Below are 14,801 nucleotides of genomic sequence, written 5' to 3'. Positions count from 1 at the left end.
TATTTCACCATTTTCTAAGACATTCTATTTAATTTTACACTTAAATTATATTATTAATAACATTTTTATTGTAATAATTATAAATAATTATTACAAATTTTCTCTCTATTTCAGGTATTTTATTCCTATTAAAAACCTCAATTAACGGATAACCTTTGTAAGTTAACTGATTTTGTAATGTCTCAAAATTGTTGCTTATTCTTAAGTCTTTACTATGATCAATCTTATCAAAATCATTTAAATTCAAAATAAACGGATATTTATCCTTATCAAATTCTTCGATTTTCATATCAAAGAATTTGAAAACTGCTTTGTTATAAATATAGGCATATTTATTATTTTTACATATCTCTAAGTCTTCAATTTGGATTATTATTTTTGACTTATTTGAGACCAATTGCTTATATATTTCTTTTAATGTAGATTTTTTTCTTTTATAAAACAAATGACCCAAACCACATTCTTCAATTTTTTGAAAAATCAATCTTTCACCAAATTCACTATTCTCTTTAAGTAGTTTTATTTCTATTCTTGTTGGCCCTAATTCTTTTATTAAGTTATTTAGAGTTTCTAAATCAGAGTTTAGTTTTTCTTTTTCTCCTTGTAAATCAAAGAAATCATCTTCTTTTAATTCACTTCTAATTTTGTTTCTAGTATATTTGGTATCAGAATTTGTAGTATCAACTGCATAAGTTATATTTTGTTCTTTTAAAGAGTTTAATATCTCACTTTTTTTTACCTCAATTATTGGTCTTATTATTTTCAAATCTTTATAGCTCGAATTTTTGTTTATTCCATAATATTTTGGTTTTATATTTTTTTGCTTTTGCATTAGAAAAGTTTCAATATCATCATTTAAATTGTGAGCAATTAGAATAGTGTCAATTCCATTTTCTTTTCCCACTTTATAAAACATGTCATACCTTTGTTCTCTAGCTCAAGATTCGAAGTTTTCTTTTAACTTATCATAACTTTGTTCGATGTTTTTTATTAGTAATTTTATTCCTTTTGCTTTGCAAAATTTTTCACAAATTTGTTGATCTATATTAGAGTCACTTCTGTAATTGTAATTAACATGACAAGCAATTATGTTTTGATTGTCTATAATTTTAGAAAGTTCATTTAACATATAAATACTGTCAGGTCCCCCAGAGAGTCCAACTATATATTTTTTACTTGTGTCGATCTTCATTTAATCACCAAACATTTCTAAAACTTGTTCTGTGTAATCACCGTTATCTTTATGAACGTAAAGTGGAGGTAAAAATTTCATTCCTTCATTTCCATCATTTATAGCGTCAATTAAAATTTTCTTAGCGTCTTGTTTTTCCTTTGAATAAACTACTTGAATATTTTTTACTGCAAAATTATTTTTTTTAAGTAAGTAAATGATCTCATCCATTCTTTCAATTAAATGAACCATAACAAACCTTCCGCCATTTTTTAGAGCAACTTTTGCACTATAAATTAATTGCTCTAGCTTCAAGTGTGTTTCATGTCGAGCAGGAATTAAAAAATCACTTTTCTTATTTAAATTAGAATCTTGTTGTACTTTGAAATAAGGAGGGTTTGAATAAATTACATCAAAAAAATTATTTTTATCTTTAACATATTCGTTAATATCTTGATTTATTATTTCAATTTTCTCTTGTAAATTATTTAACTCAACATTTTCTTTTGCAATTTTCACAGCTTCTTTTTGGATATCGATTCCATAAATTTTTGAATCTTTATTTATGTAATTTGAAACTATCAAAGGAATGATTGCATTGTTGGTACCAAAATCTCCAATTATTTTTTCTTTAGATTTTGGTTTATAAAACCTGGCCAACAAAATAGAATCTAAAGAAAAAGAAAACATATCAGTCTCCTGATATATTTTTAAATTCTTATATCCTAAAACATCGTTTACAACTTTCATTAGAGCACCTCAAAAATTTTAATGAAAAGATTTTCTATAGTTAAATTTGTATAGTTTGAATTTTTAATTTCTATTATCGTGTCCAAAAACAATTCTGATAAATTTGGCATTTCTAATTGAATAAAATTTTTAAAAGTGTATTCTAAAATTTTTACTTGATCAGCTTTATCTAATTTTTTGAACTTATCAGAATATAACAAAATAAAATTCTTATTTTTTGATTTCATTAATTCAAAAAATTCTTTATCTTCAATTTCCTCATCTACCTTATGAGTTAAGTTTAGTAATTTACATCTAGATTTAATTGTTTGCAAGATTTGGTTTTTATCTTTAGTTTGCAAAATAGCAAAAACATTCTTTGGTGGTTCTTCTAAAAATTTTAAAAGTGAGTTTGCTGCCCTATCACTTAAATTTTCTGCGTTTCTAATTATGTAAATTTTTTTATCACTATCTTCAATATTTGAAGAAGAAAAATTTATTATCAAGTTTGAGATTTCTTCTTTTTTGATATTTGAAAAACCGTCACCTATAAAAAAAATATTTAAAGCATTCATTGAATTAACTTTTTTACATCATCTACAATTATCATTTTCTATAGATGAATTTTCACAAACTATCATTCTTGTAATTTCTTTACAAGTAAAATCTAATTCTTCTTGATTTGTACAAGACACAATTAGTGAATGATAAAGTTTATTTGAAAATATTAATTCTTGAATGTTTTTAAATATTTCTTGTCTAACCATTTTTTGCTGTCATTCTTTCATTGATTGCGTTTTCAACTAAAAAGTCAACTTGTTGCAATACTTCATTAATTGCTTTTCTTGAATCTACAACTTTAATTCTATCTGTATTTTCAGAAATAAGCATTTGATAACCTTCATATACTGCTTCATGGAATTTTTGATCTTCTTTTTCCAATCTGTCTGCATTTCTTTTTCTGTTCATTAATCTTATTTGAGCTTCTTTAGGAGTTATATCAAAGAATATTGTTAGGTCTGGTTGTGTTAAACCTAAAACAATATTTTGAAGTTCATCAACATCAGTCATTCCTATATTTCTACCATATCCTTGGTAAGCAGATGTTGAATCCATAAATCTGTCACAAATAACAATTGTTCCCTCTTTTAAAGCTGGAATTATTATTTTATCTAAATGTTGTTTTCTTGCAGCAACATATAATAAAGTTTCTGTTCAAGGAGTAGGATCACTTTCAGTGTCTAAAATCATTTTTCTAATTGATTCTGCCAATGGTTCACCACCAGGTTCTCTAGTTAAAAGTACGTCATACCCTTTTTGAACTAATGAGTCCTTTAACATTTTTGATATTGTTGTTTTACCAGAACCATCGATTCCTTCAAGTGTTATAAATAGCATATTTAACCTACTCTTTTCTATTTAAGATTTTTTCTATTAGTAATTGCATTTTCAAGTGTTTCATTATCGATATAATCGATAACACCACCTAAAGGAATTCCTCTAGCTATTCTTGAAACTTTTTTTACACTGCTTTTGATTTTGTTTCCAATGTAGTTTGCAGTTACTTCACCCTCAAAAGTTAAATTGAGAGCAAGAATTATTTCCTTATCCTTATTTATTCTAGCAAATAATTCTTCCATTTTTAAGTTTTCAGGGTGAATATTTTTATTTAAATTAATTTCACCATTTAGTACGTGGATCAAACCTCTATAGTTAGATTCCAAAATTCTTTGCGCATCTGTTATATATGAAACCACACAAATCAATTCTTGATTCCTTGTAGCGTCATCACAAAATTTACAAAGATTTTCAAATCTGTAAAAATAACATGTCTCACAAATTTTATAGCTGTTTGATATTTTTTCTATGGTTTCAACTAATTTATCTTTTTTCGACTTACTAGTCATAATTTCAAAGAATATTTTCTTTGCAGCTTTATTACCAATTCCATCAAATTGTTTTAATAATTCAATTAGTTCGTCCATATTAATCCACTACCTTTATCTCAATATCTAAAATTTCTCTTGCTCTTTTTAAATATTCATTTTCGCTTTCAACTTCATTTAAACTTTCATAAAAGTTTCCTAAATCAATTGGTTCGTAAACATTATTTAAAATTCCAGATTGTTTTCTAAACATGTATTCTTCTTTAATTTGTTTTCATCTTTTTTTATCAATACAAATTATAGCAACATTAGCTTCAAGAATTGAGAATAAATCATTTCTAAAAATCTCATTTTGTAATTTGTAATTTATTCATTGTGCGATTCCACTATCCTCAACGATTAGAATTAATGACTGATCATTTGCAGCACTAACCTTTCCGTTGTAGAAACAAATATATTTTTTTAATTCCTCTAAATTATTTTTATTACTAAAAACCAAATTTTGAATTTTCTCGTCATAAGTTTTTCTTAAATCTTTATCAACGTTAAGTAAAGAATTTAAAATTTGGTTATCAGAAAATTCTATTTCAGAACTTGAACCTGTCATGTTTTCAACCATCAAATACATTTGAAGTTTTAATAATTTTTCTTCTTCATTAGAAATATCTAAAATATTATTAATTCTATTTTCATCACTGATATTTTTTTCGTTTGTAGATTGTGATCTAGTTACTGTTTCCATTTTATTTTCATCAGCAACAACATTTTGAATATTGTTGTTTTCTTCTTGCAAAGTTTCGGTTCTTAAATTTTGTTCTTCAACTTTTGGTTCTTCAACTTTTGGTTCTTCAACTTTTTTTATTTGATTAAAATTTGAAATATAAGGTTGGACATTTTCAATCTTATTATTTTCATTTAAGTCATTTTTCACTACTACACTTATTGGTGTAGTAGTGAAACCCTTAATGGTTTTTAAAATATTTATAAGAATGTATTGATAACTTACATTTGAATTTTTTGTTTTTGTATATGCTTCAGAAATGTTATCAGCTAGAGAAAATATTTTTTCTATTTGAACTGATTCAAAATAATTAAATTCATCTTGATCTAAAATTTTTAGGTAGTTAAAGTTACCTGTCATTTTTACTGAAACTATTTCTTTCAAAATATTTAATAACCCAAGTATTGTAGCTTGAAAGTCGATTCCTTGATCATTTGAATTTTCAAAATAATTTATAATTTCATTTGCTTTGCCATCAAAAATATTTTTTAGTACTTCAACTTTTTCTTTCTTTGTTGCAATATAAAATATTTTTTTAAGTTCGTCTGTTGTAACTTTTCCTGTTGAGATAGTTAATGATTGTTCCAAATAATTTAGAGCATCTCTCAATGATCCATCTGACATGTAATAAATTTCTTCTAAAGCTTCTGAATCAATTTCACTTCCTTCAGAATTACAAACCTCTTCAACTTTATTTTCAAGAGCTGATTTACTAATTCTTTTAAAATTAAATAACTGACATCTTGAAATTATAGTTTGTGGTATTTTTGAAAATTCTGTTGTTGCTAATATAAAAATCACATGCGTTGGTGGTTCTTCTAAAGTTTTTAATAATGCATTGAAAGCAGAATTGGTTAACATATGAACCTCATCAATTATATAAACTTTATATTTTGAAATACTTGGTAATGTAGAGACATTTGCTTTTATGTTTCTAATTTCATCTACTCCATTATTTGAAGCAGCATCCATTTCAAAAATATCTGAGTGAGCATTGTTATTAAATTCTTTACAACTTACACATTCATCACAAGGATTATATTTTTGTAAATTTGTACAATTTACAATCTTTGCAAATATTTTAGCTATAGATGTTTTTCCTGTTCCTCTTTGACCAGAAAATAACAAAGCGTGAGGATAATTATTACTTTCAATTTCTGATTTTAATATTTCTTTTATTCCTTCATGACCTGCAACTTGATCTAAGTTTTTGGGTCTATAAATTCTATATAAAGATTTTTTATTATCCATTGTTATCACCTCTCGCTAGTATTATTTTACCTATTTATTTCTTAGATTTTTAAAGAAATGTTTAAGTTCCATTTCTAGTTTATTTTCTAAATCTTCTAATTTAATAAACTTTATATTGTTTTCAAATTTATGATAATCACATTTTAAATTTTCTAAGTAATAATAAACTTTTTTTATATTAGCGTGTTGAATAGCTCCGATACACATAAAACAAGGTTTTAAACTGACAACCATATTAAATTCTTCTAAATTTTTATTACCTATTTTTTTAAACATTTTATTTATGACTTTTATTTCTGCGTGACCAGCAATGTCTAAATCTTTTTCTCGAGTATTGATTGATTTTGCTACAATCTTTTTATCTTTAACTAAAAAAGCAGCAACAGGAACATCTTTGCTCTTTTTGCATTTTTTTATTTCTTTAATTAAATTCTCGTAATATATATCTGTCATTTCAAATCACCTAAAAATAAAAAATGCCATTGTACAAGGCACTGGATTCTTATGGCTGCTACCTTCCGGTCCTGACCAGCTTCGAACGTCACCCTTACAATGACATTTATATATTATCATATTATATTGAAAGTAATACTTTTTTTTACATTTAAAATGTTTCACGTGAAACAATTCTTATATATTTTGTTCTAACTTAAATGTTTCACGTGAAACAAAAAACCTGGTTTTTTGTCAAAAAAAAATGTTTCACGTGAAACATTTTTTTTATTTTATATATTCTTTATTATCAAAATAAGGTCTTAATACTTCTGGTAATATTAATTTTTCACCATCATAATGATTTTCTAACATTGCTGCAAATAATCTATCTATTGCAAGTCCTGAACCATTTAATGTATTTAAATAATTAACTTTACCATCTGTGTTTTTATATTTTGCACCCATTCTTCTAGCTTGATAATCACCACAATTAGAACATGAAGAGATCTCTCTAAATTTATTTTGATTAGGGAATCAAACCTCTAAATCATAAGTTTTTTGTGATGTGAAACCAATATCTCCAGAACAAAGTTCTACAACTCTATATGGTATATTAAACATTTTTAAACAATCTTCTGCATCTAAAACCATTTTTTCAAGTTCTTCATATGAAGATTCAGGTTCACAAACTTTAACCATTTCAACTTTATTAAATTGATGTAATCTAATCATTCCTTTTGTATCTCGTCCAGCACTTCCAGCTTCTCTTCTAAAACATTGTGTGAAAGAAGTTAAATAAGTTGGTAATTCTTTAACATCAACAATTGTATTTCTGAATACATTTGTTAATGGAACTTCAGAAGTTGGAATTAAATATTGATCATCAATTTTATATGCATCTTCTTCAAATTTAGGAAGTTGACCTGTTCCAAACATATTTTCCGCATTTACTAATAATGGAAGGAACATTTCTTGGTATCCATGTTTCTTGTGTCTATTTAATAAAACATCTGCAATAGCTCTTATCATTTTTGATCCTTCGTTTTTATAAACTAAGAATCTTGATCCAGATAATTTTGCACCTAATTCAAAATCTACTAATCCTAATTTTTGTCCTATATCTCAATGAGCTTCACCATCATTTTTAATTCCTGGTTCAACTCATCTTCTTACTTCAACATTATCCTCATCATCATTTCCAAGAGGAATATTATCGTTAGGAACATTTGGTATTACAGCTAACAATGAATTCATGTTTAGTTGTACTTCTTTTAAATTTTTATCAAGTACTTCAATTTTTTCATTCATAGTTGTTACTTCAGATTTTAATTTTTCAATTTCATCAAATTTTTTATCCTTAGCTAAAATTCCAATTTCTTTTGAAATTGAATTCTTTGTAGCTTTTAATTCTTCAACTTCTTTGATTATTTTTTTTCTATCAGAATTAAAATTTAAAACTTGATTTAATTCTTCTGAATAATCTTTATTTCTTTTTTTCAATTGAACTTTTATATGTTCAAGATCATTTTCAATTCTATTTATATCTAACATTGTTTTATTCTCCCTTATTGAATTCCAATGAAACAGTTGTAATGTATTCACCTTCATCCAAACTAAATCCAATTACTCCAGTAGAAGTTCTAGATTGTAAGTTAACATCTTGAGCTCCAATTTTGATGATTTTACCTTTTGAAGAAATCATAAGTAAATCATCTGTTTCTCTAACACCTAACATGTTTTTGAAACTTCCAGTTTTATCATTTAGTTTCATACCTAGAACACCTTTAGCACCTCTACCAAAAATGTTATATTCACTTATAAGTGTTCTTTTTACTATACCATATTCTGATATAGTAGCAACACTTTCAACTCCGTAATTACTTACAGCTGAAACTACTTGATCACCTTTATCAATGTTCATACCTTTTACACCTCTAGAAGATCTAGACATTGGTCTGAAATCGTTTTCATCTACTTTAATAATTTTTCCTTTTTTAGAAGCAATTAGTAATTCATTGTTACCAACAGTTGGAACAACTGAAACTAATTTATCTCCTTTATCTAAGTTGATTGCTATTTTTCCATAATTGTTAATTCTATCAAATTCTTCAATAGCAACTTTTTTTACAACTCCATTAAGAGTTATAAAATTTAAAAATTTAAATTTCTTATCTTTATTTTTTAGAGATAAGATTGATGTAATTTCTTCAGAGGAATTTATTCCTATGAAATTAATTATTGGTAGACCACGCGACGTTCTAGTAAACTGAGTAATATTGTATCCTTTAACTTTGTAAACTTTTCCTTCGTTAGAGAAAAATAAAACATCATCTTTTGTTTTTCCAACACAAGAAATAATAATATTATCATCTGGATAAGAATTAATTATAATTCCTTTTCCACCACGTTTTTGAGTTTTAAATTCTGCTGGACTTAATCTTCTAACATAACCATTTTCAGTTAGAGTTAAAATCATTTGAGTATCTTGAATTAGTTCTTCCTCTCCAATTAAAGTTTGTTCTTCTTTAATTATTTGAGTTCTTCTTTCATCACCAAATTTAGTTTTAATATTTTCAAGTTGAGAAACTAAAACTTCGTTTTGTTTTTCTTTTGAATTTATAATTTCATCTAATTCAACTAATCTAGCTTCAATAGTTTTTATGTCTAATTCAATTTTTTCTCTTTCAAGTCCAACAAGTCTTTGAAGTCTCATATCTAAAATTGCTTTTGATTGTTGTTCATCAAAACCAAATTTTTCATTTAACATTTTGTGAGCTTCTTCTGTGTTAGCAGACTCTTTAATAATTTTTATAACTTCATCAATATGATCTAAAGTTTTTCTAATTGCATTTAAAATATGTAAACGTTTGTTCAATTTTTTTTGTTCAAAAATTGAACGTTTCATAATAATGTCAATTTGATGTTTTACATAAAATTTAATTATGTCTTTTATATTTAGAACAACAGGTATTCCATTATTTAATGACAACATGTTAATTGCAAAATTAGTTTGAAGAGAAGTATACTTATATAATCTTTTAATAATTAATTGTGCATTTGCATTTGTACTTAAATCTAAAACAATTCTAATACCTTGATAGTTTGATTCATCACGAATATCTGTTACACCAACAATAATTTTATTTTTGTAAAGATCTGCAATTTTTTCAACTATTCTAATTTTATTTGTTTGATAAGGAATTTCACTAATAACAATTCTTTGTTTTTTATTATCAGATTCAATATCAATTTTTGCTCTGATAGTTAAATTACCTTTTCCTGTTTTATAACCATCAATCATAGATTGACCGTTTGTCATTAAAGCTCCTGTAGGAAAATCTGGTCCTTTAATAAATTCTAAAATTTCATCAATAGTAATATCATTATTATCAATGTATGCAATTATTGCATTTGTAACTTCTGTTAAATTGTGTGGAGGAATATTTGTAGCCATACCAACAGCAATTCCTGTAGCACCATTAACTAAAAGATTTGGAAAGTAACCTGTTAAATATTTTGGTTCTCTTTCTGAAGCATCATAGTTATCTGTGAATGGTACTGTTTCCATATCAATGTCTTTCAATAACATATTTGAAATTTTTGAAAGTCTTGCCTCAGTATAACGCATCGCAGCAGCTCCATCACCATCGATTGATCCAAAGTTACCATGTCCTTCAACTAAAGGATAACGATAAGAAAAATCTTGTGACATTCTAACCATTGCTTCATAAACTGATGAATCACCATGAGGGTGATACTTACCAATTACTTCCCCAACAATACGAGCAGATTTTTTATGTGGTGAATCTGCTGTAATTTTTAAATCATTCATAGCATAAATTATTCTTCTATGAACTGGTTTCAAACCATCTTTTAATTCAGGAAGAGCACGACTGACAATAACACTCATTGAGTACTCTAAAAAATCTTTTTCAACTTCATTTTTAATATCTACTTCTAAAATTCTACCAATATTATTTTCAGCCATTTGTACTCACCTATTTCTATATATCTATGTTTTCAACAAATTGAGCATTCTCAGTAATAAAGTTTCTTCTTAACTCTACACTCTCACCCATTAGACTTGAAAAAACTTCATTAGCCATGAAAGCATCTTCAACTTTGATTTGAATCATAGTTCTTCTTTCAGGGTCCATTGTAGTTTCTCAAAGTTGGATTGGATCCATTTCTCCAAGTCCTTTGTAACGTTGAATTACATATTTTAAATCTTTGTATTTGTTATTTTTTAATTCTTCAAGTTCTGCATCTGAATATGCATAATCAATATTATTTTTTCCTGCATCAATTTTATATAATGGAGGTTGTGCAATATAAATGTTTCCATTATTTAAAAGTTCTTTCATATATCTATAAAAGAAAGTTAATAATAAAACTCTAATGTGAGCTCCGTCAACATCAGCATCAGTCATAATAATTATTTTTTTGTATCTTATTTTTTTGATATTAAAATCTTTTTTAACACCAGTTCCAATAGCAGCTATAATAGATTGAATTTCATTGTTTTCAAAAACTTTAGATTGTTTAACTTTTTCAACATTTAAAACTTTACCTTTTAAAGATAAGATAGCTTGGTTTTTTCTATTACGTCCAGTTTTTGCACTACCACCCGCAGAATCCCCTTCGACTAAATATAGTTCTGAAATATCTGCATCTTTAGATTCACAGTCTGCTAATTTTCCAGGTAAAGAAAAATTATCAATAGCAGATTTTCTTCTTGTGTCTTCTCTAGCTCTTTGAGCAGCTTTTCTTGCTTTTTGTGAAATTAAAATTTTCTCAATTATTTTTTTTGCATCATTAGGATTTTTTAATAAGTACTCTTTAAAACTTTCAAACAAAATATTTGATACAGCTTCTTTTGCATCAACGTTTGAAAGTTTTGCTTTTGTTTGTCCTTCATATAAAGGATCCACATGTTTAATTGAAATAACAGCACAAATTCCTTCACGTACATCATCAAAAGTAAATTTATTTCCTTTGAAATTTTTTAAATCATTTGTGTAATTATTTAAAGCTTTAATTAAAGATAATTTAAAACCTTCTTCATGTGTTCCACCTTCACTTGTGAAAATATTATTACAGAATGAAAAAATATTTTCGTCATAAGTGTCATTATATTGAATTGAAACTTCCACTTCAATTTTTTCAAATTTATCACTTATGTAAAAAATCTCGTCATTAATTTTTTCTTTACCACTATTAATTTCTTTTATATAATCTTTAATTCCATCATCAAATCTATAAGATAAAAATTTATCATTTCTTTGATCATATAAATCAATTTTTAAACCTTTGTTTAAAAAAGCTAATTGTTTTATTTTAGTTTTAACAACTGCAAAATCAAACTCTACAGTTTCTTTAAAAATTTCAGGATCGGGTTTAAATTTAATTAACGTTCCATTTGCATCTGATAGACCAATTGTTTCAAGTTCAGTTGCTTTTGTACCACCATCAAAAAATCTTTGGTAATACATTTTATTATCTCTTAAAACAATTGCTTCAACATATAAAGATAATGCATTTACAACAGAAGCTCCAACTCCATGAAGTCCTCCAGAGATTTTATAAGTTGATTCATCAAACTTACCACCCGCATGTAGTACTGTAAAAATTGTTTCTAAAGTACTTTTTTTAGTTTTAGGGTGAATAGCTACTGGTATTCCTCTCCCATTATCTTTAATTAAAATTTCATTTTCATCAGTTATAACAATTGAAATTTCATCACAAAAACCTGCTAATGATTCATCAACAGAGTTGTCTAAAATTTCTCAAATTAAATGATGTAGTCCTACTTTATTTGTATTTCCAATATACATACCAGGTCTCTTACGAACTGCTTCCAATCCTTCTAAGACTTGTATCTGATCTGCTCCATAATTATTTCCCATAATTTACCCACTTACTATTTTTAAATTATTAATTAAACACTAAAAAAATTAATTTGAAGACATTGGTAAGATAATTTGACTCAATGATAAATCTTCACTCGAAGAAATAACAATTGGTTTTTTAGCATCAATAAAATTGATCTCAATTGTTTTAGTTTCAAATGTTTTTAACGATTCTAAAAGATATCTAGAATTGAAATAAATATTTTGTTCGTCTAAACCTCTTAATTCAAATTCTTTAAATTCTTCTTCAAAGCTACCAACTAGTTGGATGTTTGATTTTATAAAAATTGATTCTCCTTGTAAAATTAAATTAACAACAGTTGATAAATTTTCTTCACTAGGAATATCTGCTCTCGAAATTAATTTAACAAACTTTTTATTTTCAACATAGATTGTACTGTTGAAGTCAGTTGGAAAAACAGAATTCACATTTGGAAATTGTCCTTCTAATAAATTAACTTGAAATATAGTTTCATTAATAAGTACAGATAAATAGTTATCTTGTAATACTAATTTACATAATCCCTTTTCACTTAAAATTTTAATAATTTCATGAACTCCTTTGAAAGGAATGTTAGCTTCAAATTTTTCTTCTAAAGGATAATTTAAAGTTATTTGTTTTCTAGAAACTCTAAAACCATCAGTTCCTGTTACATAAAAAATGTCATTGTCGACACTAAAATTTAAACCAGACAAAACAATTTTTTGATTTCATTCGTTAACAGAAATAATTGTTTGGTTCAAAGCTTTTTTTAATTCTGAAGAATCTAATTCAACAACAGTTCCTTTTTCTCTAAATGCTATTAAAGGATAATCAAGATGATCTAATATGTTCAATGTAAATTCTGATTTTTCTCCAGATAAAGTAATAAGATTAGTTTCCACTTTAGAGATGTTAATTATTTCATCATCCATTCTTCTTAAAATTTCTAAGAAATATTTACCCCTAATTAACATAGTTCCAGCTTCTTTAATTTCTAAACCATTTTCAAAATTATTTGTAGATGTTTTAATTGAAAAATTAGAGTTAGTAGAAATTAAAGAAATTTTTTCAGCTGTAACTTCAACTAAAATCCCAGTCAAGTTAGGGCTTAAAGATTTATAATCTATAATCCTATTACATTTATTAATTTCTTCAATAAAATAATTTCTGTCAATCTTAAAAAACATAAAAACCCCCTATTAGATTAATATTATTATTTATTATTATTATGCGGTTAAAATGTGGAAAACTCTTATATAACAAGTGTTTATAATACTTTTTACCCTATAATAATAACATTTTAAAGCACCAATTAAAACCTTTAAGAAACTATTTCTTTCTTTATTTTGTTCAAAGTCTTTTTAAAAATCTTGTCAGATTCTAGGCTTTCATTGATTTTTTTAAATGCGTGCATAACAGTTGTGTGATCTTTACCACCAAATGACACACCTATTTCTGTGTAATTTTTCTTTAAGATTTCTCCAGTTAAATACATAGCAACATGTCTTGCTCTAACAACTGCTTGTAATCTTACTTTTGAATCTAACGCTTTTGCAGTAACTCCATAATTTTGAGCTACAACATTTTTTATTTTTTGTATTGTAATATCTCCACCAGGAGCAAAAGAATAATCCTCTAAAAATAGATTAATATCTTCTAAGTCTATAGTTTTACCTACTTTTTCTTTGTCTTGAATTATTGCAAATTCGATTTTATTAATTACTCCTTCGATCTTTCTAACGTCAGATCCATAATAAGAAGCTATATATTTTTTTACCTCTTCTGTAAATAAAAGGTTTGCTACTCTTGATTTGTAATCCACAATAGCTGTGGCTGTGACAATATCTGGTGTGTCTATTTTCACATTTAATCCCTGATTAAAACGAGAAACTAGTCTTTTGTCAAAACCATTTAAATATTCAGGTGCTTTATCAGATGTGATAACTATTTGTTTGTTATTTTCTACACAACTGTTAAATAAGTTAAAAAATATTTCATTTGTTTTTCCACTATTTGCTAAAAATTGAATGTCATCAATTAAAATAACATCTAAGTTAGCAAATTTTTCTTTAGTAGATTCAATTTCCTTGAAACCATCTTGTAAAGAGTCTAAGATTTCTTTTCTAAAATCTGCAGATGTATAATATTTAATATTAATATCATTAGAATCTTTACTTAGTTCATTTAATATAGCTTTTAAAAGGTGAGTTTTACCAAGTCCTGAGTCTCCATGAATGAATAAAGGATTTCATTTAGTACCTAAATTGTTAATAATTGCCTTTGATGCATTATATGCATTCATGTTACTTACCCCGGAGACAAAGTTTTCAAATGAAAATTCTCCCCCATTGATAATTTTGTTCTTTTTAATAACTTTTAAATATTTCTCTTCTTTTTTATATTCCTCTTTAGTCAAAAATGTTAACATAACATCTTTTTCTAATAGTTCACAAATTTTACTTTTGATGTCTATATCAGAATCTAAATTTTCAAGATAATATTTTGATAGATCAGAAGAAACAACGATTGCTACATTATTTGGAGATAGTGATTCTAGTGATGCATTTTTTATATAATCTTCATATATATTTGGCTCTATTAAATCTGATGAAATAAGCCATTCTTTTATTTTTTTTCACAAAACTGTGTTTGTCAT

Annotated in this window: 12 protein-coding genes and 1 other RNA gene; all 13 read right to left on the bottom strand. The window is 25.9% G+C overall.

The annotated features are described in order from the left end of the window. Positions 1-40 precede the first annotated feature (40 nt). Positions 41-1,192, bottom strand: a complete 1,152-nt coding sequence (gene tilS, locus SCHIN_RS00065) for a tRNA lysidine(34) synthetase TilS (protein ID WP_166507607.1) — start codon at positions 1,190-1,192, stop codon at positions 41-43. Continuing rightward, positions 1,193-1,921: a tRNA1(Val) (adenine(37)-N6)-methyltransferase gene (locus SCHIN_RS00060; protein ID WP_166507606.1), complete on the bottom strand. Its 729-nt coding sequence runs from the start codon at positions 1,919-1,921 to the stop codon at positions 1,193-1,195. After that, on the bottom strand, positions 1,921-2,688 hold the full coding sequence (locus SCHIN_RS00055; protein ID WP_166507605.1) for a hypothetical protein: 768 nt from the start codon (positions 2,686-2,688) through the stop codon (positions 1,921-1,923). Before SCHIN_RS00055 ends, SCHIN_RS00060 begins: the two co-directional genes overlap by 1 nt. After that, positions 2,660-3,298: a dTMP kinase gene (gene tmk / locus SCHIN_RS00050; protein WP_166507604.1), complete on the bottom strand. Its 639-nt coding sequence runs from the start codon at positions 3,296-3,298 to the stop codon at positions 2,660-2,662. The genes SCHIN_RS00055 and tmk overlap by 29 nt, the downstream gene beginning before the upstream one ends. Positions 3,299-3,315: 17 nt before the next feature. Continuing rightward, entirely contained in the window at positions 3,316-3,885 is a 570-nt protein-coding gene (locus tag SCHIN_RS00045; protein WP_166507603.1) for a toprim domain-containing protein, read from the bottom strand. 1 nt (position 3,886) lies between these two features. After that, the gene (dnaX, locus tag SCHIN_RS00040; RefSeq protein ID WP_166507602.1) at positions 3,887-5,818 is read right to left on the bottom strand and encodes a DNA polymerase III subunit gamma/tau; all 1,932 of its coding nucleotides are present in this window, start codon (positions 5,816-5,818) and stop codon (positions 3,887-3,889) included. A 30-nt stretch (positions 5,819-5,848) separates the two neighbouring features. Continuing rightward, the gene (locus SCHIN_RS00035; RefSeq protein ID WP_166507601.1) at positions 5,849-6,271 is read right to left on the bottom strand and encodes a nucleoside deaminase; all 423 of its coding nucleotides are present in this window, start codon (positions 6,269-6,271) and stop codon (positions 5,849-5,851) included. Between the two features lie 15 nt (positions 6,272-6,286). Then, positions 6,287-6,382, bottom strand: an RNA gene (ffs, locus tag SCHIN_RS00030) — signal recognition particle sRNA small type. A 156-nt stretch (positions 6,383-6,538) separates the two neighbouring features. Continuing rightward, positions 6,539-7,804, bottom strand: coding sequence for a serine--tRNA ligase (gene serS, locus SCHIN_RS00025; protein ID WP_166507600.1), 1,266 nt, complete (start codon positions 7,802-7,804; stop codon positions 6,539-6,541). 4 nt (positions 7,805-7,808) lie between these two features. Then, complete coding sequence (gene gyrA / locus SCHIN_RS00020) at positions 7,809-10,241, bottom strand: DNA gyrase subunit A (RefSeq protein ID WP_166507599.1); 2,433 nt, start codon at positions 10,239-10,241, stop codon at positions 7,809-7,811. Positions 10,242-10,257: 16 nt separating this feature from the next. Further along, positions 10,258-12,159 (bottom strand): DNA topoisomerase (ATP-hydrolyzing) subunit B, encoded by a 1,902-nt coding sequence (gene gyrB, locus SCHIN_RS00015; RefSeq protein WP_166507598.1) that lies wholly within the window; start codon positions 12,157-12,159, stop codon positions 10,258-10,260. A 48-nt stretch (positions 12,160-12,207) separates the two neighbouring features. Beyond that, on the bottom strand, positions 12,208-13,332 hold the full coding sequence (gene dnaN, locus SCHIN_RS00010) for a DNA polymerase III subunit beta (protein WP_166507597.1): 1,125 nt from the start codon (positions 13,330-13,332) through the stop codon (positions 12,208-12,210). A 134-nt stretch (positions 13,333-13,466) separates the two neighbouring features. Next, positions 13,467-14,801, bottom strand: a complete 1,335-nt coding sequence (gene dnaA, locus SCHIN_RS00005; RefSeq protein WP_208057187.1) for a chromosomal replication initiator protein DnaA — start codon at positions 14,799-14,801, stop codon at positions 13,467-13,469.

It is taken from the genome of Spiroplasma chinense, assembly GCF_008086545.1.
Classification (GTDB): Bacteria; Bacillota_I; Bacilli_A; order Mycoplasmatales; family Mycoplasmataceae; genus Spiroplasma_A; species Spiroplasma_A chinense.
Note: the sequence above shows the minus strand (reverse complement) of the source record. Positions and strands in the feature narration are given on the sequence as shown.